Raw genomic sequence first — 25756 nt, 5'->3', positions numbered from 1 at the left:
GCACCCGCGACGTGGTGCCAAGGCCGAGGCAGAGAACAGGGAGAGGGGCGGGAGACGGATGGACAATACCGCAGGATTTTTGCCGATCATCGCGGCATTGCCGTTTTTAGGAGCCTTGTTTCCGGGGCTGATGATCCAAGCAGGGCGCAACACCTGTGCCGCCTTTACCGCAGCGCCCACGATCTTTGCGCTCACATTGCTGCTGCTTTGCGCACCTGCCGTGATGCGCGGCGAGGTTTTGACCTTTGGCATAGAGTGGCTGCCGTCGCTGGGTCTCAACGTCAATTTCATGCTGGATGGTCTGGGGCTGCTCTTTGCCGGGATGATCCTTGGCATTGGTCTATTGATCATCCTCTATGCCCGGTTCTACCTGTCGCGCGAAGATCCGATGGGGCAGTTCTATACCTATCTGCTGCTGTTTCAGGGCGCGATGGTGGGGATCGTCCTGAGCGATAACATCCTCTTGCTGCTGGTGTTCTGGGAGCTGACGTCGCTGTCGTCTTTCCTGCTGATCGGCTATTGGAAACACCTGCCTGAGGGTCGGCAGGGCGCGCGGATGGCGCTGACCGTGACGGGCCTTGGCGGTCTTGCCATGATCGCGGGGATGCTGATCCTCGGCAATATCGTGGGCAGCTATGACCTGAGCGTGATCCTGACGCAAAAAGACGCGATTCAGGCGAGCCCGATGTATCTGCCGGCGCTGATCCTGATTTTGCTTGGGTGTTTCACCAAATCGGCGCAGTTTCCGTTCCATTTCTGGCTGCCGCATGCGATGGCCGCGCCGACGCCGGTGTCGGCCTATCTGCATTCGGCGACAATGGTCAAGGCGGGGCTGTTCCTGATGGCGCGGATGTGGCCGGTTCTGGCGGGCACACCCGAGTGGTTTTATATCGTGGCCACGACCGGCCTGATCACCATGCTGATCGGCGCCAAGATCGCTCTGTTCAAGGATGACCTCAAGGCGCTTCTGGCGTTTTCGACCGTTAGCCAACTTGGCCTGATCACCATGCTGCTTGGCTTTGGCACCAAGATGGCCGCCGTCGCGGCGGTGTTTCACATCATCAACCACGCCACCTTCAAGGCGGCGCTGTTCATGTCGGCCGGCATTGTCGATCACGAGACCCACACCCGCGACATCAAACGCCTTGGCGGATTGCGCCACCTGATGCCGATCACCTTTACGATTGTCACGCTGGCGGCGCTGTCGATTGCGGGCATCCCGCTATTGAACGGGTTCCTGTCCAAGGAAATGATGCTTGAAGAGGCCTCGCATACCGTTTGGCAGGGCAATCACTGGATCGTGCCCGTGCTCGCCACATTGGGCGCGCTGTTTTCGGTGGCCTATTCGTTTCGCTATATCGTGCATGTGTTCTGGGGTCCGGTGCGCGACGATTATCCGTCCAGGCCGCATGATCCGGGCTTTGGCATGTGGTCGGCCCCGGCCTTTCTCGTGGTGCTTGTGGTGGCCATCGGCCTTGCGCCGTTCCTTGCAGAGCCGCTTGTGCGCGCCAGCGCGGGGGCGGTGATTGGCGGCGCATTGCCAGATTTTGAGCTGAAGATCTGGCATGGCGTCACGCCCGCGTTGTTCATGTCCGGCACGGCGGTTCTGGGCGGCGCGATCCTTTTGGCGCTGCATGCGCCCTTGATGCGGCTTTGGCTGGCGACCCCGCGCCCCGAGGCGAAAACCATGTTCGACGCGCTCACCCGCGCCGCCACCCTTGCAAGCCGCGCCTTTACCAATGGCGTGCACAACGGCGCGCTCACCCGCAATGGCGCGATTTTCGCAGTGGCGGTGATCGGCGCGGGCGTGCTTGGCTACATGGGGGGCGGCATGGCTGCGCCCACGCGTGAGATGTTGCCTGTGACTCTGGTGCCTGCGATTGGCTGGCTCTTGCTGGTGCTGGCGACGATCTGCCTGGTCGCGTTCCATCGCAACCGCTTTTTGGCACTGGTGCTGATGGGCATTGTCGGCCTGATCGTCTCGATGGGCTTTGTCTATCTCTCGGCACCGGACCTTGCGCTGACGCAAATCTCGGTTGAGGTGGTGACAATCATCCTGCTGCTTCTGGCGCTGAATTTCCTGCCGCGCGAGACCCCGGCAGAGAGCAGCGTCGCGCGGCGGATACGGGATGCAGGGATTGCTGTGGTGGGCGGTGTTGCAGTAGCGGGTCTTACCTATGCCATTCTGCTGCGCGATTTCGCGGCCGAGAGCATTTCGGTCTTTCATCTCGCCAACTCCTACAAGGGTGGCGGCGGCACCAATGTGGTCAACGTGATCCTCGTGGATTTCCGGGGCTTTGATACCTATGGCGAAATCATCGTCTTGGGGATTGCGGCGCTGGTGATCTTTGCCCTGACCGAAACCGTGCTCAAGGGGCCCGGCGGGCGCTGGCTCTCTCAATGGAAGGCGGACCGCTACGCCGAGGCAGGCGACCGTCACCCGCTGATGATGGTGGTGGCCACCCGCGTGATGATGCCCATCGCGCTGATGGTGGGGGCCTATATTTTCCTGCGCGGCCACAACCAGCCGGGCGGCGGGTTTATCGCCGGTCTGATCGTGGCAATTGCGTTTCTCATGCAATACATGGCGTCGGGCTTTGCCTGGGCCGAGGCGCGACAGCGCGTCACCTATCACGCCACCATAGGCGTTGGCGTTCTGATCGCGAGCGTGACGGGCATCGGCGCCTGGCTGGCGGGGCGTCCCTTCCTGACCTCCGACTACGGCTATCTGCATTTTCCACCGATTGAGGAATTCGAATGGGCTACGGCCATGGCGTTTGACACCGGCGTCTTCCTGACCGTGGTGGGTGCCGTGATGTTGGCGCTCAACAGCCTGTCGAGCATGGCGCGACGTGCGGGTGAGACAGTCAATGTCACGCCCATGGACATAAACCCGGCCCTGAACGACACGCCGGGCGAGAAGGAGGCCTGATATGGAGCTTCTCTTTGCAAGTGCAATCGGCCTCTTGACGGCTGGCGGGCTCTATCTGGTGCTGAGGCTACGCAGTTTCCCAGTGATCATCGGGATTTCGCTCCTGAGCTATGCGGTCAACCTGTTCCTCTTTGGCACCGGGCGGCTGGTGGTGGACCTTCCCCCGATCCTTCAGAAGGGTGTGGAAACCTATACCGATCCATTGCCGCAGGCGCTTGTTTTGACGGCGATCGTGATTTCGTTCGGCATGACGGCGGTGGTGGTGATTATGGCGCTTGGATCGTTCCTCTCGTCACGCGATGACACCGTGAACATCGGCCCCGAGACGCCACCCGAACAGCCCGCGCAGGAGAATGAGGCATGAGCCACTGGATTATTGCCCCAATTGTGCTGCCGGCGGTGCTGGCCGCAATTCTCACGCTGGCGATGCGACACCATCCGCCACTTCAGCGGGTGTTTTCCATCGCGGGCGTTGTCGCGGTGCTTGCGGTGGCGATTGGCCTGACCGTGCAGGCAGCAAGCGGAACCATCGAGGTCTATGAACTTGGCAATTGGCCCGCGCCCTTTGGGATTGTGTTGGTGCTGGACCGGTTGTCGGCGCTGATGGCGCTGGTGACGGCGGTGCTGGCGCTTGTGGTGCTGCTCTATGCGGTGGGCACCGGCTGGGATCAGCGCGGCAACAATTTCCATGCGCTCTATCAGTTTCAGTTGATGGGCATTTTCGGCGCGTTCCTGACGGGCGATGCGTTCAACCTCTTTGTGTTCTTCGAGGTGCTACTGATTGCCTCTTACGGTCTGATGATCCATGGCGGGGGTCGGCGCAGGCTCAAGGCGGGCGTGCAATATGTCATCTACAACTTGCTTGGCTCGACCCTGTTTCTCTTTGCGCTTGGCACGCTCTATGCGGTGACGGGTACGCTCAACATGGCCGATCTCGCGGTGCGGGCGGCAGAGATTCCGGTCGAGGACAGCGCGCTGCTGCGCGTTGGCGCGATGCTGCTCTTCCTCGTCTTCGCCATCAAGGCCGCCCTCTTGCCGCTGCATTTCTGGCTGCCGGAAACCTATGCCGAGGCTCCGGCCCCGGTTGCGGCACTCTTTGCGATCATGACCAAGGTGGGCGCCTATGCGATCCTGCGCATGTATACGCTGGTCTTCGGGCCCGACCTTGGGGCAACGGCGGCGCTGATTGACCAGATGCTGACCTATGCCGCGCTGATCACGCTTGTTGCCGGGATGGTCGGTATCCTGGGGGCCAGGCGGCTGGGCCGCCTCGCCGCCTTCGCCGCCATCGGCTCGATGGGCACGCTCCTGATTGCCATCGCGGGCTTCCGGCCTGAAACCACGGCGGCCGCGCTCTATTACATGATCCATTCGACGCTGGCGGGCGCGCTCCTGTTCCTTGTGGTCGATCTCGTGCGCGCGCGGCGGGGATCCATGGCAGGGGCATTTCTGCCGGGGCCGCGCATGGCGCAACACGGGATGATTGCCGCGCTCTTCTTTGGCTCGGCGATTGCCACGGCGGGCATGCCGCCGCTCTCGGGCTTTGTCGGCAAACTGCTCATTCTCGACGCGGTGCGCGAGATGGATCAGGTCTGGCTCATCTGGGCCGTGATCCTCAGCACCTCGCTGGTGGCCATCCTTGGTCTGGGCCAGGCGGGCAGCGCGATCTTCTGGAAACTGGCCCCCGAAACCGGCGACGAAGCGGAACCGGAACCGCAACCCGCTCTGCCCATGGTGGCCTGTTTTGCGATGCTGGGCGGCATTGTGGCGCTCTCGGTGCTGGCCGGTCCGGTCATGGGCTATATCGAGGCCACGGCACAACAACTGCACGCGCCAGAGAGCTATATCGCCGCCGTGCTGAACGGTGGTTGAGGGAGGAAAGACGATGCTGCGCAAGATCCTGCCCCATCCGTTCCTGACGCTGACCCTGATCGTGGTCTGGCAGATGCTGGTCAACAAGCTGACCTTTGGCAATCTGGTCCTGGGAACGATTCTCGGGTTGATCATCCCGATCATAACCTCGCCCTACTGGCCCAACCGGCCGCGCCTCTCGAGCCTGCCACGGATCGTGGAATTCGTGCTCGTGGTGCTCTGGGATATCTGTGTGGCCAACGTGCAGGTGGCGATAATCATCCTGTTCAAGACCAACGCCAACACCAAGCCCGCCTGGATCACCATTCCGCTGGAACTGCGCACACCCGAGGCGATCACCGTTCTGGCAGGCACGATCACCATGACGCCCGGCACCGTGTCGAGCGATCTGTCCGCAGATGGCCGCAGCCTGCTGGTGCATTGTCTGGACGCGCCCGACCCGGACGCAGTGCGCGATGACATCAAGGCGCGCTACGAACGCCGGCTCAAGGAGATTTTCGAATGATCGAATACGCGCTCTTTTTCGCCTTCGGCTGTTTCGGACTGGGATTGCTGCTCAATATCTATCGCGTGATCAGTTCGCCCACCGTCGGCGACCGCATCCTGGCGCTGGATACGATGGTGGTGAACATGATCGCGCTGCTGTCGCTGTTCGGTATTCTCAAGGGCACGACCATGTATTTCGAAGCGTCGATGATCATCGCCATGACCGGCTTTATCTCGACCGTGTCCTACACGCGCTTCTTGTTGCGCGGCGACATCATCGAATAGGAGGCCGATCATGGTTGTGGATATTCTCATTTCGGCCTGTCTGGTGATCAGCGGCGTGTTTGGCTTGGTCGGCTCCTTTGGCCTGATCAAGCTGCCCGATCCCATGATGCGGCTACATGCGCCGACCAAGGCGACGACACTGGGCGTGGGCGGGGCGCTGATTGCCTCCATGCTGTTCTTCTACTTCAAGGTCGGGGATTTTTCGTTTCACGAGTTCATGATCGTGCTGTTCCTGTTCCTGACCGCACCGATCACCGGGCATTTCATCGCCAAGACGCATCTGCATCTGGTGCACAAGCCCGCCGACCTGCCGCCCACCGGCACGGACCGGCCCTGGGCCAGCTACGAGAGCGATGCAGAACGCGCGCGCATCGAGGCAGAGGCCGCAGACGCGCAGAACGGGTAACGCGCGGTCCTGTGACCTGCCACGCGCCGCGTGACGCCTCTCTCGAGGCGACGGCACCTCAGGGGGTCAGCGCATCCACCTCGGCTTGCAGATCGCGCGCAAGAGAGAGTGTGTCAGACGGGAATTGCGAGAGGTCATGCTCTTTGCTGCGCCCGATGGTGGTGGGTTGCAAGGTATTGGCAGGCGGGTGCGTGTCATCCGGCAAGCCCAGAAATCGCCGAAGACGGGGCCAGTGTCGGCCCGGATCAGCGCAATATGCCTCGTAGGAAATCGCCAGGAAACGCCCCGGCATATGGGCCGCGCCAAATTCCATCGCAGCGCGATTTGCGGCGGTCCAATAGCGCAGCTGATGCACCGGCAGGGGCGTAGCTGGCTCCAATGCCACCCCATAATAAGGGCTCCAGTGCCGTGCTTGCCATGTGTTGTTGCTAAACGCCATGTCGAGCCCGTTACGCACCACATGGATATACCGAAGGTCCGGAAAACATCGCGCGAGATGCGGCAGGAACACATGGGTGTTCGGCTCTTTCCAGCCCCAGGCGAGATCGCCGCCCACAGCAGGCGGCACGCTGTCGATGAGACTCTCGGCATCAGGTGCGCGCACACCGCATTGCCATGGCCCGGTCGGCGGAAGCGTGTCCCGCAGACGGATCAGCAGCGCGTGCTCTTCTGCACTGAGGGTTCCACGCAGCCCGGTGGTCATGGCGCGACGCAAGAGGTCGGCGGCCTGAACGACCTCTGCATCCGAAGGACGCTGTCGCACCCAGTCCGCACGCTTGAAAAGCACGGTGAACCACAGGTTATCGAGCGGCCCGTTCAATCGTGTGCCAAGCCGGATACCCACCGAAGACAGCGTGGCCGCAAAGACGCGGGTGCCCGACCCCCCGAGACCACCAATTGCGACATGCGGATCGCTGGCAGAGCGGATGGCTGCATGGGGGTCTGGTTGTGGGTAGAACATCCTGTGTTTTGATCCCTGACTCAAACCTCGCAAGACCCCGTTCGAACCGCGTCCGATCAGGCGCCGTGCCCCAGCATAGCTCTTGGGCGCGCGGCCATTAAGAATAGTTTTGCGTTATTTCAGGAATCGTAGGAATGTGAACACTCAACTTAAAGTTTTAACCTGCATTTGGAGATCGAGAATGGATTTTGTGAAACGATCAGCGTTCATTTGTACGCTTGGCTTTGGGCTCGCCGTGGGGGGTGGCCTTGTGCCGGAAACCGCAAAGGCCGGAACCGACCCTTTCATTGGGGATATAATTGCCGTCGGCTATAATTTTTGCCCACGCGGTTGGATGAGCGCCGAAGGGCAAATTCTGTCGATTGCCAGCAACACGGCCCTGTTTTCCTTGATCGGCGTCACCTATGGCGGAAACGGCACGACCACCTTCGGCCTCCCCGACCTGCGGGGCCGGGGCGCGATGGGACAGGGGACCGGGCCGGGACTTACCCCGCGCAGCCAAGGGCAAATGGTTGGGGCCGAAGCGGTCACGCTAAGCGTCAATCAATTGCCGAGCCATAGTCACGCGGTGAATGCCAATAATCTGGACGGAGATCTTCCTGGCCCGGGGGGCAAGCTCTTGGCCGCTGCTCCACCAAGCGGCGTTGGCTCTGAGACGATTTATTCGGATCAGGCTCCAAACGTGACGATGTCATCCGCAATGATCGGAGCAAGCGGTCAGAGCCTGCCATTCGACGTCGAGGATCCGACGCTGGTGATGCGCTATTGTATCGCCATCCAGGGGATATTTCCGTCGCGGAACTGAAATGACAGTCAGAGCCCCGGCTAACGCTGCGGGAGCGACTTTCCACAACTCTCAGACACAACTTTAATTTTTGGAGTCCGTAATGAAAATTTTGAACAAGAGCACGCTTGCAGCAGTGGGGATGCTGGGCCTGACATTGGGTGCCGTCGCCGCTCCGAACCGCGCAGAGGCTGGCTTCGATGCCTTCCTCGGGGACATCATGATCGTCAGTTTCAATTTCTGCCCCCAAGGTTGGGCGGAGGCTGCGGGGCAGATTTTGCCCATTTCGAGCAACCAGGCGCTTTTCTCGCTCCTTGGCACCCAATTTGGCGGAAACGGAACGACGACATTCGCCCTCCCCGATCTGCGCGGCCGCATTGCGTTGGGTCAGGGAACCGGCAACGGCCTGACTCCACGGCAGGCGGGGCAAATCTTCGGCACGGAAAACAAGACGATGACACAGGCCACCATGCCGCAGCATAGCCATACGGTGAATGCCAACAATCTGGATGGCGACCTGCCTGGTCCGGGTGGCAAGCTGTTGGCGGCGGCACCGACAGGTGGCACCGGCAACGAAACGATCTATTCCCAGGCCAGCCCGAATGTCACGATGAACCCGGCGATGATCTCGCTGACCGGATCCAGCACTTCGATCAACACCCAGGACCCGACCTTGGGCCTCATGCACTGTATATCCCTGACGGGTGCCTTTCCGTCACGCAGCTGACCCCCGCTTTCGGGGATCGCCCAGCTTGGCGACGGATTACCCTTCTTAATCAATATTTTGGAGACTTCGATGACACATTCAAAAATGAAATCCCACGGGGCGTTGACGGCGCTGGTTCTGGGGATTGCCGCCTTTGCAACGCCGCACGCGGCTCTGGCCACGTCCTCACCCTTTATCGGAGAGATTGCCCCGATGGGCATCACCGGCTTTTGTCCTGCCGGCTGGTCCAGCGCCGAGGGACAGATTCTGCCGATCACCCAGAACCAGGCCCTCTTCGCCCTGATCGGCACGACATTCGGCGGCGACGGTCGAACCACATTTGGGCTTCCGGACTTGCGTGGGCGCCTGCCGATCGGCCAGGGCACCGGCCCCGGTCTTACCCCGCGGGCCTGGGGGCAGGTCGGCGGACGAGAGACGGTGACACTCACCCAGAACCAGATGGCCTCACATAGCCATGCGGTCAACGCGACCAACACCGACGGCAATCTTCCCGGACCGGGCGGCAAGATTCTGGCCGCCGCACCGGATGGCGGCACCGGGCAGGAGACGATCTATTCCGATCAGGCGGCCAATGTGCAGATGTCGTCGCAAATGATCGCGCCTTCAGGCGGCGGTCAGCCCGTGAATGTCCAGGACCCGACACAGGTCATTCGCTACTGCATCTCGCTTCAGGGGATATTCCCACCGCGGAACTAGACGCGCAAACACCACTTGCGGCGGGATACACCCGCCGCAAGTGGCAATTTCATCCCTAGACAACGGGATAAACAAACCCGCCCAATCGGGGCGCAGGCTTGGATCGCCGCACAAGATCGAGCTTGCCGCTATCAAGGGCACGTTTCAAATCAACCAGCAGAGCCGCCATGCCTGGATCGCCGTCATTTTCGGCGCGGATGCCTGTCTGAACAAACAGGCCTTCGCTGCCGTAAACCTCTGCAAATCCGCGCGGTGCGGCGTTGAGCGCGGCCATTGGCGGAGCGAGACCCGCCGTGTCGGCCAAAGGCTCGACCGGATGAGCACCCAGCAGGGTCATCATCCGCTCCAGAAACTCGGCGTGGTCAATCTGCGGCAAAGCGCATCCTCCCGATCTTTTCGTGAACCCAGTCTGGCTGGGACGATTTTCGAACGATCATCCCACCGATCGCCAACAGGTCGATATGGGTGTTCAGAAAGCAGTCTATCGCGTCCTTCGGGCTACAGATGATGGGTTCTCCGCGCACGTTGAAAGAGGTGTTGAGCAGCATGGGACAGCCGGTCATGGCGTGAAACGCCGCAAGGATCGTTCCCGCCCGTGCGTCAGTGCCGGGCGTAACCGTTTGCAGCCTGGCGCTGAAATCCACATGCGTGACAGCGGCAAAATCGCTGACAACGGCGTTCTGCAATTGCATCGGGCCGTGCAAGCCGCGCCCGCGCGCGTCTGACACGGTGGTCGTCCCGCAAAACTCGGGTCTGAGCTGTGCCACAAGCAGCATATAGGGGCTGTCGGTCGGCTCCTCGAAATAGACGGGCGCCTGATCGGCCAGAACCATCGGGGCGAAGGGCCGCCAGTCTTCCCGGAACTTGATCGACTTGTTGACGCGGCTCAGCGTGTCCTTGCCACGCGGATCGGCAAGGATCGAGCGGTTGCCCAAGGCCCGCGGCCCGAACTCCATGCGCCCGTGGAAATGGCCCACAACCTGCCCTTCGGCCAGTGCCGCCGCAACGGTATCGGCATAGCACGCGGGTTCGGGCACCTCTTCATAGACCAGCCCCGCCGCATCCAGCGCGGCGCAGATTTCGGCATCGGTGAACTGCGGCCCGAGAAAACCACCAGACATGGTGTCCTTGGTCATGGACGGCCGGTCGGTGGCTGCACCCTCACGCGCCACCTCGAGGGCCGCACCAAGGGCCCCTCCAGCATCCCCGGACGCGGGCTGAATCCACAGCTTGCCAAGGCCGGGCAGGTCGCGGATCAGCCGACTATTGGCCACGCAATTCAGAGCGACACCCCCCGCGAGACAGAGGTTCCGGCTTTGCGCGCGGTCCAAGGCGGTTCTGGCCAAGGCCAACACCGCATCTTCGAGCACCGCTTGGGCAGAGGCGGCAACGTTCATATGGAACTGTGTCAACGTCCCTGACTCCTTGCGCTGTGGTTCGCCAAACAGCATTTCAAAGAGCGGCGACGTGGTGCTCAGCCCCCGGTCAAAATCGAAATAATCCATGTTGAGCGCGAAACCACCATCCGGTTGCAGCGCGATCATCTCGTCACGGATCTTTTCGCGAAACTCCGGCGTGCCAAAGGGGGCGAGGCCCATCAGCTTGTATTCGCCGGAATTCACCTTGAAGCCGCAGTATTGCGTGAAGGCGCTATAAAACAGACCCAGAGAATGTGGAAAGCTGATCTCGGCTTCGGCCCGCAACCCGGCCACGGTGCCTGACCAAAGGGTCGTGGTGGAATATTCCCCGACCCCGTCCAGCACCAGCACCGCCGCCTCGGCAAAGGGCGCAGGATAGAACGCCGACGCCGCATGTGACCGGTGATGCGGCACAAAGACGATCCGGTCCGGATCCTCGGCGATCCTGCTCAGTTGCAGAGGCAGCTCATCCGCAAGGCTGCGCAGCGTTTCCACCATCCGCGGCCAGAGCCGCGCCCCCGTCGGAAGCCGGGTTTGGGCGTTTTGCAGAATCCGCCGCAGTTTGAGGCCGGGATCCTCATAATAGGCGACGCGATCAATCGCCGCGCCGTCAGGCAACTGCGACAGGCAATAGCTGATCGCGTTCTTTGGAAATTGCCAATCGGCCTTCTGTCGGGTGAACCGCTCTTCCTGCGCAGCGGCCAGAATGCGCGTGCCCTGCACCAGAGCCGCCGCGGAATCGTGAAAATGCGACGAGATGCCCAACGTGTAGCGGGGGGCGGTCACACGTCACCTCTACGGGCAGGAGCCTTGCCAAGAAGGGGCTTGATCAGCGGTTGCAGCCGTTCGGCAAAAAGACTGTTGGCTCTCATGTTGGGGTGATTGTCCAAAGGCTGAAATGTGTGCTGCCGGTCATGCGGGCATGAAATATCGAGAGCTTCGGAAAAACGATCGCAAACGGCGCTGTTGAAATCCCGGTCCAGGGAATCGAGCAGGGCAAACCGAAGCGGGATGCCGGCGGCCCTGGCCGTCTCGCGGACCAGCTCCAGAACTGCAAGAGTGACGAGGTTGACCATATGGTCGTCCGGCAGAAAGACCCCGAAATTGACATCCCGCAGCGCCGGTTGCCAAATCTCCCGATACACGATCTGTACCTGCCCTTTGCCATCGAGCTGGGCAACGGGCACGTGTTCGACCCTTAATTTATACCACTCTGCGCTCAGATATTGCCGCATGCGCTGTGGGTGGGCGATGTTGCGAAACCGATGGTCGCTGATCACGGAAAAGACGGCGGCATCTATCGCCCCTGCCGCAATGTCGCGGCGGAGTTGCAGCAGATTTTGCACAGAGCCATGCCCGCCAATGCCACGATTCAAAATCCGGACATCTGGCATGTCGCGTTGGAGCAGGGCGGTAAAGGTTTCCTCATCCGCCAAACCCGTGCCATAGGTAAACGAGCAGCCATAAAAGCCGACACGCGGCCCCTGCGCTGTCTGTGACCCGGGAACATGCCGCCAGCCATCGGCCGCGATATGCTGAAGAATGTTGCTGCGAAACGCCACGCGAACGCTATGGTCCGCCGATAGCCGCCAACCCAAAACGGGATCGGGGCGAAACAGAAGCCTGGGCTTGCTGACGGTTCTGCGTGTTTCCGGTTGCGAGACTGACATGATCTGCATCTATCGCCGCTTATCTTTCATCACCCATCAAGGGGCTAAATGTCTGGTTTGAAAAGATAATCTTCAAACGCCCGCGCCTTGAACCGGCTGGTGCCTGATCCACCCGCGACGCGCCAGCGGGATACACGCTTCAGCCCTCGAGACACAATCTATACGCCTTCAGGCTACCCGGAAAATCTACCCTCCGCCACCGGCAATCCGCCAAGGCCTTTGGCGGTTCCGCAGTCACCTCGATTGATGACTCCATCGCATTACAGACTCCCGGCGCTGCCCCGCAGTGGCGCAGGTCACACCCCCAAGCCGGTTTTACCGGCTTCCAACAGAGTTGAACTGAAAGACTTTTCGATCTGGTGACCCCGGCAGGATTCGAACCTGCAACCTGCCCCTTAGGAGGGGGCTGCTCTATCCTGTTGAGCCACGGGGCCACGCGCGGACTTGCTTAGCGCGGGCAGGGGCGTTTGTCATCGTCCGATTTCCGCGCCGCGACGTTTTGAAGTGGATTCGCGCAGGCAGCTTGATCCTGCGACGGTGTTCGCGGTAACAAAGGTTCAGGACCTTGTGGACATCCCCCCGTGACCCAGCATGACAGACACCCCCTGACCCTGCGCGACGTGTCCGAGGCCGCAGGTGTGTCCGAGATGACAGTCAGCCGTGTTCTGCGCAACAAGGGCGATGTTTCGGACGGCACACGCCAGCGGGTGCTCGAGGCGGCCAAGCGGCTCGGCTATGTGCCCAACAAGATCGCGGGTGCCTTGGCCAGTCAGCGGGTCAATCTGGTGGCCGTGATCATCCCCTCGATGTCGAACATGGTGTTTCCCGAGGTGATGACCGGCATCAGCCGCGTGCTCGAGGAAACCGAATTGCAGCCCGTTGTCGGGCTGACCGGGTATCGGCCCGAGAAAGAGGAAAAGGTCCTCTATGAAATGCTGTCCTGGCGCCCCTCTGGCGTGATCATCGCGGGGCTGGAACATTCGGATGCCAGCCGCGCCATGCTGCGCGCCAGCGGCATCCCCGTGGTCGAGATCATGGATGTGGATGGCACGCCCATCGACTCGGTCGTGGGAATTTCGCACAGGCGCGCCGGGCAGCAAATGGCGCAGGCGATCATCAAGGCAGGCTATCGGCGGATCGGGTTCATGGGCACCAAGATGCCGCTGGATCACCGGGCGCGCAAACGGTTCGAGGGCTTCACCGAGGCGCTGGCCAAGGCCGGGATCGAGATGGCGGATCATGAATTCTATTCCGGCGGTTCGGCGCTTCTCAAGGGGCGCGAAATGACCGCCGAGATGCTGCGACGCACGCCGGATCTCGATTTCCTCTACTACTCCAACGACATGATCGGGGCGGGCGGGCTTCTCTACCTTCTCGAGCAGGGCATCGACATTCCCAACGACATGGGGCTTGCGGGTTTCAACGGCGTCGAGCTTCTGGAAGGTTTGCCGCGGGCCCTGGCAACGATGGACGCCTGCCGTCTGGAAATCGGACGGCGCGCCGCCGAGATCATCGCCGCCCGCGCCGCCAATCCCGAGGACAGCGCGCCAGTGCGCATCACGCTGGAACCGACGCTCAGCCTTGGCGATACATTGCGTCGGCACTGACCATCTTTTCCCAAAAGCTGTCGCAAATGGCTTTGCAATTCCGAACCGAATCGCAAAAGGCTGCGCGGAGCCGACCACAGAGCGGCGCAGGGAGAGGATATCAAAGACATGAAAATCGGTTTCATCGGGCTCGGCAATGTGGGCGGCAAACTTTCGGGCAGTCTGCTGCGCAATGGCCATGATCTGACGGTGCATGACCTGAACGGCGACTTGGTCGCCGACTTTGTCGCGCGCGGGGCCAAGGCCGCCACAAGCCCGGCACAGATGATGCGCGATTGCGACGTGGTGATCACCTGCCTGCCCTCGCCTGCCGCGTCCGATGCCGTCATGCAACAGATGCTGCCCGAGGTCGGACCCGGCAAGATCTGGATGGAAATGTCCACCACCGATGCAGATGAGATCCGCCGTCTGGGCGGGCTCGTGATCGCAGCGGGCGGGGCGGCGGTGGATTGCCCCGTGTCGGGTGGCTGCCATCGGGCGGATACCGGCAATATCTCGATCTTCGCGGGCTGCGACCGGGCCACGTTCGAGCGGATTCTGCCGCTGCTCAAGACCTTGGGTCGGCGGCTCTTGCATACGGGTGAGATCGGCAGCGCCTCCTTGCTCAAGGTGATGACCAACTATCTCGCCACCGCCAATCTTCTGACGCTCTGCGAGGCGCTGGTAACGATGAAAGGGGCCGGGCTTGACCTTGCGACGACCTATGAGGCGATCAAGATCAGCTCCGGCAATTCCTTTGTGCATGAGACCGAAAGCCAGGTGATCCTGAACGGAAGCCGTGACATCAGCTTTACCATGGACCTGGTGAAGAAAGACATCGGCCTCTTCCAGAAGATCGCCGACGACGCGGGTGTGCCGTTGGAAATTTCGCCGCTGATGATCTCGATCTTTGACGATGGCATCCGGCGCTATGGCGAGCGGGCACAGTCCGATGACATCATCAAACGGCTGGAAGAGGCGACCGGCCTCGACATTCGCGCGCCGGGATTTCCGGCCGAAATGGTGGATGATGAGCCCGAGGAACAGGGTTATGAGGTGGTCCCGCCGGGCCGCTAAGGCGTTAACCACAGATTCGGGAAACATTTGCCAGAAGGGCGCAGCAGGGGGCTAATCATCGCGGGTCTATGTGAGTGGCGTGCGATGCTGATGTTTGCGGGTCTTTTGGGCATGGTTGCTGTTGGCGCGGCGGCATTTGTGGGTTTACAGCCTGTGTCCGAGGACGCCGAGGATCACCGCGCAGAGGCACAAGCGACCGACGACGCGCCGGATCTGCTGGACACCGTGATCGGGCCCAATACCCCCGCGGGCCAAGGGGAAATCACAAGCGGAACAGTGCAATCCGAAACCCTGACCGGAACCGCGCTGGACGACCAGATCAACGGCTTGGGTGCGCAGGATACGATCTCCGGCGGTGCCGGGGATGACATCCTGCTTGGCGGCGATGGCGATGATCGCGTGTCGGGCGACACCGGCGATGATCTTCTGCACGGCGGAAACGGGGCAGATGCCCTTTTCGGCGGCGCGGGCGCGGATACCCTCTTTGGCCACAATGGCGATGATGATCTATCCGGCGGCGATGGCGATGACAGCATGGTCGGCAGCGCCGGCAACGATCACTTGCGCGGGGATGCGGGCGACGATGCGCTGCATGGCGACATCGGCGACGACACGCTGCACGGGGGTCCGGGGCGCGACACGCTCTGGGGCGGCTGGGGCAAAGACGTGATCGTGGGACTGCACGATGATCCGGCAACGATCACGCTCGACGATACGGACGACAGCGATTTCCTCAATGGCGGCGGCGGGGGTGATCTGATCCTCGCGGGCCAGGGGGATCTGGTCGATTCGGGACCGGGCGACGACACTGTGATGATCGGGGATTGGATCACAGAGGGTCAGCCGGTGCAGATCCTCGATTTCCACCCCGAAGAGGACCGGCTTGTCGTTTTCTACGATTCAGAGGCTGGCGATGCGCCCGCCCTGCGCCTGGAACCTGACGGCGACGCAGCCCTGGCGCTGCTGCTGAACGGCGTGCAGATCGCTACGGTTGGCAATGCCGCGGGTCTGACACTCGACCATATCGCGCTCTTGCCACGCGAGGCGCTGCCGGCGATCCGCGGTCTCTAGCCGCAGAGGATCCGGCCCCCGCGATTCGCGCTTTCCATTTCAGGGTTTTTCCCCTATACGCGCGTATCCTTTGGGCATGGTCCCAAGGGTATTCCATGGACCTTGCTGGACGACATCCCGGCTTGTGCCCGACACTTTTATGCAAGGAGACCCCGATGTCGATTACTGCTGCAGAAAAAGAACGCGTTATCAAGGAATTCGCAACCAAAGAAGGCGACACCGGTTCGCCCGAAGTGCAGATTGCGATCCTGACCTCGCGGATCACCACGCTGACCGAGCATTTCAAGACCCACAAGAAAGACAACCACGGTCGTCGTGGTCTCTTGATGATGGTCGCACAGCGCCGCAAACTGCTGGACTACCTCAAGGGCAAGAATGAGGCCCGTTATCAGGACCTCATCAAGCGCCTCGGTATCCGCCGCTAAGACAAAATACCGCGCCTCCAAAAGGGCGCGGTTTTCGTATTATCCGATTGCTGTCCCGGTCCGGCTTTGCCGGGAACGCAGGATGAAGAACCAAAAGCCGCGGGGCAATGCGGCCCCGGATGCAAATGGGCCCGACGGGATACGCCCGGACCGGCCAACTTAGGAAACGTGATGTTCAAAGAGACGAAAAAATCGATGCAGTGGGGGGAGGAAACCCTCACTCTGGAAACTGGCAAAATCGCCCGTCAGGCGGACGGGACGGTTATTGCCACGCTTGGCGAGACCTCGGTCATGGCCAACGTGACCTTTGCCAAAGAGGCAAAACCCGGTCAGGATTTCTTTCCGCTGACCGTGCATTATCAAGAGAAATACTATGCAGCCGGCAAGGTGCCTGGCGGCTTTTTCAAGCGCGAGGCGCGTCCGTCGGAAAAGGAAACGCTGACCGCGCGCCTGATCGACCGTCCGATCCGCCCGCTGTTCGTGCCCGGCTTCAAGAATGAAACGCTGGTGATGTGCACCGTGCTCAGCCACGACCTCGTCAATGACCCCGACATCGTTGCGATGATCGCAACCTCGGCGGCGCTGACGATTTCGGGCGCGCCCTTCATGGGCCCGATTGCCGGCTGCCGCGTGGGTTTCGTGGATGGGGAATATATCCTCAACCCCGAGATCGACGACATGCACGATCTGCGCAACAACCCCGAGCAGCGGCTCGATCTGGTCGTCGCCGGCACCAAAGACGCCGTGATGATGGTCGAATCCGAGGCCTACGAGCTGACCGAAGAGGAAATGCTGGGCGCCGTCACCTTTGCCCATGAACAGATCAAGCCGGTCTGCGACCTGATCATCTCCCTGGCCGAAGAATGTGCCAAGGAACCCTTCGACTTCACCCCGCCGGATTACTCGGATCTCTACGCGGCTGTGAAAGCGGCGGGTGAAGAGCAGATGCGCGCCGCCTTCGCCATTCGCGACAAGCAGGAACGCACCCATGCGATTTCCGCCGCCCGCGAAGCGATCAAGGCCAAGTTGAGCGAAGAGCAACTGGCCGACGAAAACCTCGGTTCCGCGTTCAAGAAGCTGGAATCGGCGGTTCTGCGTGGCGATGTGGTCAAGAATGGCAACCGGATCGACGGGCGTCGTCTGGACGAGATTCGCCCCATCGTCTGCGAAACCGGCCTTCTGCCGCGCACCCATGGTTCGTCGCTCTTCACACGCGGCGAAACGCAAGCGCTGGTCGTGACCACGCTCGGCACCGGCGACGACGAACAGTTCATCGACGCGCTGCACGGGAACTTCAAATCGAACTTCCTGCTGCATTACAACTTCCCCCCCTATTCGGTGGGCGAGGCCGGGCGCGTTGGCGCTCCGGGTCGTCGTGAAATCGGCCATGGCAAACTTGCATGGCGCGCGCTTCAGGCGGTTCTGCCGCCGGCCACCGATTTCCCCTACACGATCCGCCTGGTGTCCGAGATCACCGAATCGAACGGCTCTTCGTCCATGGCTTCGGTCTGCGGCGGTTCGCTGTCGATGATGGATGCGGGCGTGCCGCTCAAGACCTCGGTCGCGGGTGTGGCCATGGGCCTCGTGCTCGAAGAAGACGGCTCTTTTGCGATCCTGTCGGATATTCTGGGCGATGAAGATCACCTGGGCGACATGGATTTCAAGGTGGCTGGCACCGCCGAGGGCATCACCTCGCTCCAGATGGACATCAAGGTTGCGGGCATCACGCCCGAGATCATGAAAAAGGCGCTGGAACAGGCCAAGGCCGGTCGTCTGCACATCCTCGGCGAGATGAACAAGGCGCTGTCGGGTGCGGCAGAATTCAGCGTTCACGCACCGCGCATCGAGACCATGCAGATTCCCACCGACAAGATCCGCGAAGTCATCGGGTCGGGCGGCAAGGTGATCCGCGAGATCGTCGAAGTGTCCGGGGCCAAGGTCGATATCAACGACGAGGGTATCATCAAGATCGCCTCTCCGAACGGCGAGTCGATCAAAAAGGCCTATGACATGATCTGGTCGATCGTGGCAGAGCCGGAAGAAGGCAAGATCTATGACGGCAAAGTCGTCAAGCTCGTGGATTTCGGTGCTTTCGTCAATTTCTTTGGCAAGCGCGACGGTCTGGTCCATGTCAGCCAGATCGAGAACCGCCGCCTGAACCACCCCAGCGACGTGCTCAAGGAAGGTCAGGACGTGAAGGTCAAGCTCCTGGGCTTTGACGATCGCGGCAAGGTGCGCCTGTCGATGAAGGTTGTCGATCAAGTGACCGGCGAAGAGATCGTGCCAGAGAAGGCCGAGAAAGAAGCCGAATAAGGCATCTTTTCAGATCAAATCAGGCCCCGGTGGAAACGCCGGGGCCTTTTTCATGCGACCGGGCTTTGCAACGTAAGAGGTATGGATTTCCATACGGGGCGTGAATGCACGGTATTCCCCATGAAAATCGCGCCCCTGTCTGCGACATCTATCCTTGTGGATAGGTATACTTGTGTCTCTGGTTTTGGTTTTCTGCCATTGGCGGCACCATCACTCACGTTCTGCACGCCAATCATACCCCGGTGGAAACACCGGGGTTTTGATTTTCTTGATAGCCACATGGTTTGACGACCTTGGCGACCGCTCAGTTCAGCATCGCCTCGACTTTTCTCGTGATCGCCCCCGCGGTCGGTCGCGTGGTCGATCCCCATGTGCCCGCGACCTCACCCTCTGGGGTGATGAGAACCTTGTTGAAGTTCCAGCTGGGCGCAAACCCGGTCTCGGCCAGAACCGAGGCATAGAACGGATGCGCCGCCTCCCCCCGCACCGAGGTGATCGTGGTCATCGGAATATCAAGCCCGAAATTGACCTCGCAGAATTCCTTGACCTCCGCCTCGCTCGACAGCTCTTGCCGGAAATCGTCCGAGGGCACGGCAAGCACCACCAAACCACGGTCGCGATAGGCATCATACAGCGACTGAAGCCCGTCATACTGCGGGGTAAACCCGCAACGCGAGGCCGTATTGACCACCAGCACCGGCTGACCCGCCCAATCCGAGAGCCGGATTTCGCCCCCGTCGATATTGCCAAAGGGCGTATCAAGATCGAGCGCCACGGCCGGCAGCGCGACGAGACTCGCAAACAAGATAGCGATGAACCGCATGGTATCCTCCTGTTTCGATGGAATACGCGACTTTGTGATCACCGGATCACCGCGCCCGCTATTTGATTTTTCCGCCGCCGATCCATCTGATAGCATGTGACCATCACAGGAGGCGCAGACGTGACCCAATATCACAAGACGCCGGAAAAAATCGCGGCTCTCAGCCCCGAGGAATTCCGGGTAACACAAAGAAACGGCACAGAGCATCCCGGCACCGGCAAATACCTGCACAACAAGGAACCGGGGATTTACGTGGATATCGTCAGCGGCGAGCCGCTCTTTGCAAGTTCGGACAAATACGAATCCGGCTGCGGCTGGCCCAGTTTCACCAAACCGCTTGAACCCGCGCATGTGAAGGAGTTGCACGATTTCACCCTTGGCATGATCCGGACCGAAGTGCGCAGCACCCATGGTGACAGCCATCTGGGACATGTCTTTCCGGACGGACCGCGTGATCGGGGCGGCCTGCGCTATTGCATCAACTCGGCAAGCCTGCGATTCATTCATCGCGACGACATGGAAGCAGAGGGATACGGGGCGTATCTCGATCAGGTGGAGGATGTGACATGAGCGAACGCGCCGTTCTGGCGGGGGGATGTTTCTGGGGCATGCAGGATCTGATCCGCAAGCTGCCGGGCGTGATTTCGACCCGCGTGGGATATACGGGCGGCGATGTGGCGCATGCCACCTATCGCAATCATGGGACGCATGCCGAGGGAATCGAGATCTTCTTTGATCCGGCGCGCATCAGCTATCGGCGGTTGCTCGAATTCTTCTTCCAGATCCATGATCCGACCACGGTGAACCGGCAGGGCAATGACATCGGGCTGAGCTATCGCTCGGCGATCTATTATTGCGACGATGCGCAAAAGGCCGAAGCGCTGCGCACCATTGCCGATGTCGAGGCCAGCGGTCTGTGGCCCGGCAAGGTCGTGACCGAGGTAGAGCCGGTCGGGGATTTCTGGGAAGCAGAGCCCGAGCATCAGGATTATCTCAAGCGGTTCCCTCAGGGCTATACCTGCCACTTTCCGCGCGCCGATTGGGTGCTGCCGCGCAAGGCCGCAGAAACCGACGCCTGACATCGAACAGAGGGCGTAGGAGCCAGGACCATGCGCCCTCTGACGGGAATATCGCTCAAACTCATTTCGGTGATGCTCTTCATCACCATGTCATCGCTGATCAAGGCCACGGCGGCGCATGTGCCGCCGGGCGAGGCGGTGTTCTTCCGCTCGTTCTTTGCCATTCCCGTGATCCTCTTGTGGCTGGCCCTGCGCGGCGATCTGCGCACCGGGCTCAAGGCCACCTCGCCGCTCAATCATTTCTGGCGGGGGTTCGTCGGCACCGCGGCGATGGGTCTGGGTTTTGCCGCGCTCGGCTTGCTACCCCTGCCCGAGGTGACGGCGCTCGGCTATGCCGCGCCGCTCCTGGTGGTGATCTTCGCCGCGATGTTTCTCAACGAGCAGGTGGGCGTTGTGCGCATCGGCGCGGTGGCGCTCGGGCTTGGTGGGGTGCTCATCGTTCTGGCCCCCCGCCTGACGGCGCTCAGCGGGCCGACGATGGAAACCATGCAGGCGGTTGGCGCGATGCTGGCCCTCACGGGGGCGATCTGCGCAGCACTTGCACAGATCTACGTGCGCAAGCTGGTGCAAACCGAGGAAACCAGCGCCATCGTGTTCTACTTCTCGATCACCTCGACGCTTCTGTCCCTCCTGACGATCCCGTTCGGCTGGGTCATACCCTCGGGGCCCGAGTTCGGGCTGCTAGTCATGGCGGGGCTTTTGGGTGGGCTTGGTCAGATTTTCCTGACCTCCTCCTACCGCTTTGCGGATGCCAGCGTGGTGGCCCCGTTCGATTATGCCTCGATCCTCTTTGCGCTTGGCATCGGCTATTTCATCTTTGACGAGGTGCCGACGCGCGCCATGCTGACGGGCGCATCTCTGGTCATCCTGGCGGGAATTCTCATCATCTTGCGCGAACGGCAACTGGGCATAAGGCGGAACAAGGCGCGCTCGGCCCGCACGCCCGAATGACTCATCCGCCGGTCAGTGTGGCCAGGGCATAGGGCGGCCAGAGCATCGCACGCCGGAACCGTCCCAGCGGCCATTTGCGCGGCGGCTTGCGCATGATCTCGGGGTAGAGGGTGCGCGGGGTCCGGTCCATCGCCAGATCGGCAAGGATCCCCCCGGCATAGCTCGCCATCGCCACGCCATTGCCGTGATAGGACAGGCCGGTAAAGGCCCCCGGCATATCGGGGATCGGCCCGGCATAGGGCGTCAGATCAGGCGCGAGGGACAAGAGGCCATTCCAGCTATACGGCGTTTCGACATGCGCCCAGGCGGGAAACATCGCCTCGAAATGCCGCCGTATGGTGCGGTGCATCCGGGCATCGAACCCGGGCGAGCTAAAGAGCCCGCCGCGCATGCCAAAGAGCATACGATTGTCGGGCATCAGGCGAAAATAATGCAGGAAAAAGCGATCGTCATAGCACATCTGCCGCGTGGTCCAGCCTTGGGCCGCCAGTTCATCTTCGGTCAGGGGGCGGGTGACGATGGCGTTCGACTGCGTCGGAATATAGCGCGCGCGCATCCACCCAGGCAGGTCATCCGAGGAATAGCCATTGGTGGCCACGATCAGGCGGCGGGCGGTGATCCGCGCCTGTGGCGTGGCGAGGGTAAAGCCTCTGGTCTGGCTGATGCTGGTAACGCGTGAATGGGCATAGATACGGGCACCGGCGCGCCTTGCGGCATCGGCCAGACCAAGCGTGTATTTGAACGGATTGAGCGCCACTCCGAGGGGCGTGGTGAGCGCCGCGTAGAACGGCCCCTTCATCCCCATCTGGGTTAGCTCGGAACCGGGAATGAACCTGGGCGTAACCCCGTAATCGGCCTTGATCCGCGCGGCACGCTCGGCAAAGCCTGCGGCCGCCTTGGGCGTATGCGCCAGCACGGTCTCGCCATCGGAATGGATGTCAGGCACGATCCCATGGGCGTCGATCAGGGCGCGGGTAAAGCGCACCGCCTCAGCCTCGCTCTGCCGGTATTCGCGGCGGGCAGGTTCGCCATGCATCTTGCGCAGCATCGTATCCGATGCCGCAGAGCCACCGAGACAGCAAAACCCGCCATTGCGCCCCGAGGCGCCCCAAGCGGGTGTTTCGGCCTCGAACACGCGCACATCCTGCCCCGCCTCGGCCAGATGCAGGGCCGCCGAAAGGCCGGTGAACCCCGCGCCGATCACCGCGACATCACAAGTGATCTCGCCCTCTGCACGCGGAAAATCAGGCATCTCTGCCGTGGTCTGCCAATAGCCGTGCGCCCTTGGTCCCTCGCCATAGGTATGGGCCGGAAAAACGCAGGTCATGCGTGCACGGCGGCGCGTTCGTCGGCTTGCTGGCGCAGGGACGCCCGTTTCGTGATCAGCGAGGCAGAGATGACCCCGACCGCGACGATCCCGATCATGATCGTCGAGAGCGCGTTGATCTCGGGCGACACCCCAAGACGGACCGCCGACCAGATCTTGATCGGAAGCGTGGTGGCCGAGGGACCGGCGGTAAAGCTGGCGATCACGAGGTCATCGAGCGACAGGGTAAAGGCCAAGAGCCAGCCCGAGATCACCGCAGGCGCGATGATCGGCAGGGTGACAAGCCGAAAGGCATCGAAAGGCGAGCACCCCAGATCAAGCGCCGCCTCTTCCAGCGAACGATCAAAGGTCACAAGGCGCGAAGAGACAACGACCGAGACGAAACACATCGAAAAGGTGGTATGCGCGAGAATGATGGTGAAAATCCCGCGATCCAGCCCGATCCCGATGAACAGCAGCAAGAGAGACAGGCCCGTAATCACCTCTGGCATCACCAGGGGCGCATAGATCATGCCGGAAAACAGCGTGCGACCATAGAATCGCCCGGCGCGCACCAGCACCAGCGCCGCCATGGTGCCCAGGATCGTGGCAATGGTCGAAGAGGCAACCGCCACCTTGACCGTCACCCAGGCCGCATCGAGGAACGACTGGTTGTTGAACAGTTCGCCATACCACTTGGTCGAGAATCCGGCCCAGACCGTCACCAGCTTGGATTCGTTGAAGCTATAGGTGATCAGAATGATCATCGGCAGGTAGAGAAACGCAAACCCAAGCGTAAGCGACGTGGCATTGAACCATGTGAGCCGTCTCATTCTTCGGCCTCCCGCTGCTTTTGTTCGTTGCGCTGAAAGAGCACGATGGGAATGATCAGGATCAGCAGCAGCACGACCGCCACCGCACTAGCCACCGGCCAATCACGGTTGTTGAAGAACTCTTCCCACAACACCTTGCCAATCATCAGGGTCTGCGAGCCGCCCAGAAGCGAGGGAATAACAAACTCGCCGATGACCGGGATGAACACCAGAAAACAGCCAGCGATGATGCCGGTCCGCGACAGGGGCACGGTGATCAGCCAAAAGGCCGTAAGGCGCGAACAGCCCAGATCTTCGGCCGCTTCCAACAAAGACCCATCCATCCGCTCAAGCGCGGAATAGATCGGCAGGATCATGAACGGCAGATAGGTATAGACGATGCCGATATAGACCGCCGTTGGCGTGTTGAGGATGATCAACGGCTCGGAAATCACACCGAATTTCAAAAGCACCTGATTGAGATACCCCTCGGTCGAGAGGATGCCCATCCACGAATAGACGCGGATGAGAAAGCTGGTCCAGAACGGCAGGATCACCAGCATCATCAGGGTCGGGCGCCAGTGATCCGGCGCATTGGCCATGCCATAGGCAATGGGGTAGCCCACCAAAAGCGTCAGAAGCGTGGCGAAGAACGCAATCTGAAGCGAGGAAATATAGGATTTCCAATAGAGATCATCGGTGGTCAGAAAAGCGAAGTTCTCGAAATCCAGCGCGCCGAAAAACGCCTTGATGCCCTGCCACCCTTGCGAGAAATCCAGGGTGGGTGTGTAGGGCGGAATGGCGGTGGCAATATCGCTCAGGCTGATCTTGAGCACGATCAGGAACGGCACCAGAAACAGCGCCAGAAGCCAGATGTAGGGCAGGAATATCAGGGCAAAGCGGCGCATCCCCCTACCCTTTCAAGAGCACGGCGGCGGTGTCGGTCCACGACAGCCAGACGGTGTCTTCCCAGGTAAAGCCGCGCCGGGACAGGCGGCGCGTATTGGCGGTCTGCGACTTGATCATCTGACCATTGGGCAAGGCCACGTGATAGGTCGACAGATTGCCGAGATAGGCAATGTCGATGATCTTGCCCTGCACGGCATTGCGGCGGTCTTCCGGTTTGTCGGCGCTGATCGCCACCTTTTCGGGGCGCAGCGCGATATGACAGGTCTCGCCATTGGCAAAGGCAGTCTCTGTTTCGGCATAGAGCGGCGCCATGCCCTCGGCATAGCTGATTTCATATCCCTCACCGGATTTGCGCGCGGTTCCGGGGATGATCGTGACCTCGCCGATGAAGTCGGCCACATAGACGGAATTGGGCATCTCGTAGATGCGGGCGGGCGTGTCGGCCTGAATGATACGGCCATTGTCCATCACCGCCACCCGGCTGGCCACGGTCATGGCCTCTTCCTGATCATGGGTCACGATCACGAATGTGGTGCCGGTCTTTTCCTGAATGTCCATCAGCTCGAACTGGGTCGCCTGACGCAGCTTGGCATCGAGTGCGCCGAGCGGCTCATCAAGCAAGAGCAACTTGGGTGCCTTGGCAAGGCTGCGGGCAAGGGCCACGCGCTGTCGCTGACCACCAGAGATCTGATGCGGCTTGCGCTTGGCGAATTGTTGCAGCCGCGTGAGCTTGAGCATTTCCTCAACGCGCGCGGCGATCTCGTCCTTGGGTTTGCCATCGCGCTTGAGCCCGAAGGCAATGTTCTCCCAGACCGACAAATGTGGAAACAGCGCATAGGACTGGAACATCATGTTCACAGAGCGCTTGTTGGGGGGGATGGGTGCCAGATCCTGACCAGCAAGCAGGATCTTGCCTTCGGTCGGTTTCTCGAACCCCGCCAGCATCCGCATCATCGTGGTCTTGCCACATCCCGATGGGCCAAGAAGCGCAAAGAACTCGCGCTCGTAGATGTCGAATGTCTGATTGTCGATCGCGGTAAATTCACCAAACCGCTTGGTTACGCCCTTGAATTGGATAAGTGGCTTTGCCTTGGGATCATTCCAAGGCTCGAAAACGACTTGTGCCATACCTGCCCCCGACTGTTTGAGAGTGCCCGCGCAGGGTCT

At 61.0% G+C, this 25756-nt stretch carries 26 protein-coding genes and 1 tRNA gene; 17 read left to right on the top strand and 10 right to left on the bottom strand.

Translation table 11 applies throughout. The features are described 5' to 3' along the window. The first annotated feature begins 58 nt into the window (after positions 1-58). The 6 genes from MVC20_RS18340 to MVC20_RS18315 are packed head-to-tail and all read left to right on the top strand — an operon-like array spanning position 59 to position 5981. Complete coding sequence (locus MVC20_RS18340) at positions 59-2932, top strand: monovalent cation/H+ antiporter subunit A (RefSeq protein WP_297544039.1); 2874 nt, start codon at positions 59-61, stop codon at positions 2930-2932. A 1-nt stretch (position 2933) separates the two neighbouring features. Next, positions 2934-3296 carry a Na+/H+ antiporter subunit C gene (locus MVC20_RS18335; RefSeq protein ID WP_297544038.1) on the top strand — a complete coding sequence of 121 codons (363 nt, stop codon included), beginning with the start codon at positions 2934-2936 and terminating at the stop codon, positions 3294-3296. Then, the gene (locus MVC20_RS18330; protein ID WP_297544037.1) at positions 3293-4804 is read left to right on the top strand and encodes a monovalent cation/H+ antiporter subunit D; all 1512 of its coding nucleotides are present in this window, start codon (positions 3293-3295) and stop codon (positions 4802-4804) included. Before MVC20_RS18335 ends, MVC20_RS18330 begins: the two co-directional genes overlap by 4 nt. A gap of 13 nt (positions 4805-4817) precedes the next feature. Further along, entirely contained in the window at positions 4818-5309 is a 492-nt protein-coding gene (locus MVC20_RS18325; protein WP_037276349.1) for a Na+/H+ antiporter subunit E, read from the top strand. Next, positions 5306-5575, top strand: a complete 270-nt coding sequence (locus MVC20_RS18320; RefSeq protein WP_037276348.1) for a K+/H+ antiporter subunit F — start codon at positions 5306-5308, stop codon at positions 5573-5575. Before MVC20_RS18325 ends, MVC20_RS18320 begins: the two co-directional genes overlap by 4 nt. A gap of 10 nt (positions 5576-5585) precedes the next feature. Further along, positions 5586-5981, top strand: a complete 396-nt coding sequence (locus tag MVC20_RS18315) for a Na+/H+ antiporter subunit G (protein WP_037276347.1) — start codon at positions 5586-5588, stop codon at positions 5979-5981. Positions 5982-6039: 58 nt separating this feature from the next. On the opposite strand, the gene MVC20_RS18310 is transcribed toward MVC20_RS18315, so the two are convergent. Beyond that, positions 6040-6942 carry a sulfotransferase gene (locus MVC20_RS18310; RefSeq protein ID WP_297544033.1) on the bottom strand — a complete coding sequence of 301 codons (903 nt, stop codon included), beginning with the start codon at positions 6940-6942 and terminating at the stop codon, positions 6040-6042. Between the two features lie 190 nt (positions 6943-7132). On the opposite strand from MVC20_RS18310, the gene MVC20_RS18305 reads away from it, so the two are divergent. The 3 genes from MVC20_RS18305 (at position 7133) to MVC20_RS18295 (ending at position 9149) form a co-directional block, all read left to right on the top strand. Beyond that, positions 7133-7747 (top strand): tail fiber protein, encoded by a 615-nt coding sequence (locus MVC20_RS18305; RefSeq protein ID WP_363320829.1) that lies wholly within the window; start codon positions 7133-7135, stop codon positions 7745-7747. Between the two features lie 82 nt (positions 7748-7829). After that, complete coding sequence (locus tag MVC20_RS18300; RefSeq protein ID WP_297544031.1) at positions 7830-8453, top strand: tail fiber protein; 624 nt, start codon at positions 7830-7832, stop codon at positions 8451-8453. Between the two features lie 69 nt (positions 8454-8522). Further along, on the top strand, positions 8523-9149 hold the full coding sequence (locus MVC20_RS18295) for a tail fiber protein (protein ID WP_297544029.1): 627 nt from the start codon (positions 8523-8525) through the stop codon (positions 9147-9149). Positions 9150-9204: 55 nt separating this feature from the next. Here MVC20_RS18295 and MVC20_RS18290 read toward each other — a convergent pair whose 3' ends face one another. The 4 genes from MVC20_RS18290 to MVC20_RS18275 all read right to left on the bottom strand — a co-directional run bounded on the left by MVC20_RS18290 (position 9205) and on the right by MVC20_RS18275 (position 12671). Further along, entirely contained in the window at positions 9205-9525 is a 321-nt protein-coding gene (locus MVC20_RS18290; protein WP_297544027.1) for a hypothetical protein, read from the bottom strand. Next, a complete protein-coding gene (locus MVC20_RS18285) occupies positions 9512-11353 on the bottom strand; it encodes a carbamoyltransferase N-terminal domain-containing protein (RefSeq protein ID WP_297544025.1) in 1842 nt (613 codons plus the stop codon). Before MVC20_RS18285 ends, MVC20_RS18290 begins: the two co-directional genes overlap by 14 nt. Continuing rightward, positions 11350-12003 (bottom strand): hypothetical protein, encoded by a 654-nt coding sequence (locus MVC20_RS18280; RefSeq protein ID WP_297544023.1) that lies wholly within the window; start codon positions 12001-12003, stop codon positions 11350-11352. The genes MVC20_RS18285 and MVC20_RS18280 overlap by 4 nt, the downstream gene beginning before the upstream one ends. Positions 12004-12594: 591 nt before the next feature. Further along, positions 12595-12671, bottom strand: a tRNA-Arg gene (locus tag MVC20_RS18275). A 147-nt stretch (positions 12672-12818) separates the two neighbouring features. Between MVC20_RS18275 and MVC20_RS18270 the strand changes: the two genes are divergently transcribed. The 5 genes from MVC20_RS18270 to pnp all read left to right on the top strand — a co-directional run bounded on the left by MVC20_RS18270 (position 12819) and on the right by pnp (position 18709). Further along, a complete protein-coding gene (locus MVC20_RS18270; protein ID WP_297544021.1) occupies positions 12819-13844 on the top strand; it encodes a LacI family DNA-binding transcriptional regulator in 1026 nt (341 codons plus the stop codon). Positions 13845-13904: 60 nt separating this feature from the next. Beyond that, complete coding sequence (locus MVC20_RS18265) at positions 13905-14900, top strand: NAD(P)-dependent oxidoreductase (protein WP_297544240.1); 996 nt, start codon at positions 13905-13907, stop codon at positions 14898-14900. A gap of 90 nt (positions 14901-14990) precedes the next feature. Then, positions 14991-15971 carry a calcium-binding protein gene (locus tag MVC20_RS18260; RefSeq protein WP_297544019.1) on the top strand — a complete coding sequence of 327 codons (981 nt, stop codon included), beginning with the start codon at positions 14991-14993 and terminating at the stop codon, positions 15969-15971. Positions 15972-16126: 155 nt separating this feature from the next. Next, the gene (gene rpsO / locus MVC20_RS18255; RefSeq protein WP_037276298.1) at positions 16127-16396 is read left to right on the top strand and encodes a 30S ribosomal protein S15; all 270 of its coding nucleotides are present in this window, start codon (positions 16127-16129) and stop codon (positions 16394-16396) included. 171 nt (positions 16397-16567) lie between these two features. Beyond that, positions 16568-18709 carry a polyribonucleotide nucleotidyltransferase gene (gene pnp / locus MVC20_RS18250; protein ID WP_297544015.1) on the top strand — a complete coding sequence of 714 codons (2142 nt, stop codon included), beginning with the start codon at positions 16568-16570 and terminating at the stop codon, positions 18707-18709. 304 nt (positions 18710-19013) lie between these two features. On the opposite strand, the gene MVC20_RS18245 is transcribed toward pnp, so the two are convergent. Continuing rightward, entirely contained in the window at positions 19014-19532 is a 519-nt protein-coding gene (locus MVC20_RS18245; protein ID WP_297544013.1) for a glutathione peroxidase, read from the bottom strand. Positions 19533-19652: 120 nt separating this feature from the next. Here MVC20_RS18245 and msrB point away from each other — a divergent pair, with 120 nt between their 5' ends. Genes msrB through MVC20_RS18230 form a run of 3 tightly spaced genes read left to right on the top strand, consistent with a single transcriptional unit; the run spans position 19653 to position 21562 of the window. Beyond that, entirely contained in the window at positions 19653-20102 is a 450-nt protein-coding gene (gene msrB / locus MVC20_RS18240) for a peptide-methionine (R)-S-oxide reductase MsrB (protein WP_297544010.1), read from the top strand. Beyond that, on the top strand, positions 20099-20611 hold the full coding sequence (gene msrA / locus MVC20_RS18235; protein ID WP_297544008.1) for a peptide-methionine (S)-S-oxide reductase MsrA: 513 nt from the start codon (positions 20099-20101) through the stop codon (positions 20609-20611). The genes msrB and msrA overlap by 4 nt, the downstream gene beginning before the upstream one ends. A 30-nt stretch (positions 20612-20641) precedes the next feature. Further along, positions 20642-21562, top strand: a complete 921-nt coding sequence (locus tag MVC20_RS18230) for a DMT family transporter (RefSeq protein ID WP_297543996.1) — start codon at positions 20642-20644, stop codon at positions 21560-21562. Position 21563: 1 nt separating this feature from the next. On the opposite strand, the gene MVC20_RS18225 is transcribed toward MVC20_RS18230, so the two are convergent. From MVC20_RS18225 to MVC20_RS18210, 4 genes are read right to left on the bottom strand one after another with little or no spacing between them, the layout of a single operon-like run. Beyond that, the gene (locus tag MVC20_RS18225) at positions 21564-22889 is read right to left on the bottom strand and encodes an FAD-dependent oxidoreductase (RefSeq protein ID WP_297543995.1); all 1326 of its coding nucleotides are present in this window, start codon (positions 22887-22889) and stop codon (positions 21564-21566) included. Continuing rightward, entirely contained in the window at positions 22886-23701 is an 816-nt protein-coding gene (locus tag MVC20_RS18220; protein WP_037276285.1) for an ABC transporter permease, read from the bottom strand. Before MVC20_RS18220 ends, MVC20_RS18225 begins: the two co-directional genes overlap by 4 nt. Beyond that, positions 23698-24588 (bottom strand): ABC transporter permease subunit, encoded by an 891-nt coding sequence (locus tag MVC20_RS18215; protein ID WP_297543994.1) that lies wholly within the window; start codon positions 24586-24588, stop codon positions 23698-23700. Before MVC20_RS18215 ends, MVC20_RS18220 begins: the two co-directional genes overlap by 4 nt. A 4-nt stretch (positions 24589-24592) precedes the next feature. Then, entirely contained in the window at positions 24593-25717 is a 1125-nt protein-coding gene (locus tag MVC20_RS18210) for an ABC transporter ATP-binding protein (RefSeq protein WP_297543993.1), read from the bottom strand. Between the last annotated feature and the right edge of the window lie 39 nt (positions 25718-25756).

It is taken from the genome of Roseovarius sp., from assembly GCF_027019125.1.
Lineage (GTDB): Bacteria > Pseudomonadota > Alphaproteobacteria > Rhodobacterales > Rhodobacteraceae > Roseovarius.
Note: the sequence above shows the minus strand (reverse complement) of the source record. Positions and strands in the feature narration are given on the sequence as shown.

Excerpts from the sequence above, each read along its gene's own strand:
- MVC20_RS18340 (WP_297544039.1), top strand. The coding sequence starts at position 59 with ATGGACAATACCGCAGGATTTTTGCCGATCATCGCGGCATTGCCGTTT.
- MVC20_RS18335 (WP_297544038.1), top strand. The coding sequence starts at position 2,934 with ATGGAGCTTCTCTTTGCAAGTGCAATCGGCCTCTTGACGGCTGGCGGG.
- MVC20_RS18330 (WP_297544037.1), top strand. The coding sequence starts at position 3,293 with ATGAGCCACTGGATTATTGCCCCAATTGTGCTGCCGGCGGTGCTGGCC.
- MVC20_RS18325 (WP_037276349.1), top strand. The coding sequence starts at position 4,818 with ATGCTGCGCAAGATCCTGCCCCATCCGTTCCTGACGCTGACCCTGATC.
- MVC20_RS18320 (WP_037276348.1), top strand. The coding sequence starts at position 5,306 with ATGATCGAATACGCGCTCTTTTTCGCCTTCGGCTGTTTCGGACTGGGA.
- MVC20_RS18315 (WP_037276347.1), top strand. The coding sequence starts at position 5,586 with ATGGTTGTGGATATTCTCATTTCGGCCTGTCTGGTGATCAGCGGCGTG.
- MVC20_RS18310 (WP_297544033.1), bottom strand. The coding sequence starts at position 6,942 with ATGTTCTACCCACAACCAGACCCCCATGCAGCCATCCGCTCTGCCAGC.
- MVC20_RS18300 (WP_297544031.1), top strand. The coding sequence starts at position 7,830 with ATGAAAATTTTGAACAAGAGCACGCTTGCAGCAGTGGGGATGCTGGGC.
- MVC20_RS18295 (WP_297544029.1), top strand. The coding sequence starts at position 8,523 with ATGACACATTCAAAAATGAAATCCCACGGGGCGTTGACGGCGCTGGTT.
- MVC20_RS18260 (WP_297544019.1), top strand. The coding sequence starts at position 14,991 with ATGTTTGCGGGTCTTTTGGGCATGGTTGCTGTTGGCGCGGCGGCATTT.
- rpsO (WP_037276298.1), top strand. The coding sequence starts at position 16,127 with ATGTCGATTACTGCTGCAGAAAAAGAACGCGTTATCAAGGAATTCGCA.
- pnp (WP_297544015.1), top strand. The coding sequence starts at position 16,568 with ATGTTCAAAGAGACGAAAAAATCGATGCAGTGGGGGGAGGAAACCCTC.
- MVC20_RS18245 (WP_297544013.1), bottom strand. The coding sequence starts at position 19,532 with ATGCGGTTCATCGCTATCTTGTTTGCGAGTCTCGTCGCGCTGCCGGCC.
- msrA (WP_297544008.1), top strand. The coding sequence starts at position 20,099 with ATGAGCGAACGCGCCGTTCTGGCGGGGGGATGTTTCTGGGGCATGCAG.
- MVC20_RS18230 (WP_297543996.1), top strand. The coding sequence starts at position 20,642 with ATGCGCCCTCTGACGGGAATATCGCTCAAACTCATTTCGGTGATGCTC.
- MVC20_RS18225 (WP_297543995.1), bottom strand. The coding sequence starts at position 22,889 with ATGACCTGCGTTTTTCCGGCCCATACCTATGGCGAGGGACCAAGGGCG.
- MVC20_RS18220 (WP_037276285.1), bottom strand. The coding sequence starts at position 23,701 with ATGAGACGGCTCACATGGTTCAATGCCACGTCGCTTACGCTTGGGTTT.
- MVC20_RS18215 (WP_297543994.1), bottom strand. The coding sequence starts at position 24,588 with ATGCGCCGCTTTGCCCTGATATTCCTGCCCTACATCTGGCTTCTGGCG.
- MVC20_RS18210 (WP_297543993.1), bottom strand. The coding sequence starts at position 25,717 with ATGGCACAAGTCGTTTTCGAGCCTTGGAATGATCCCAAGGCAAAGCCA.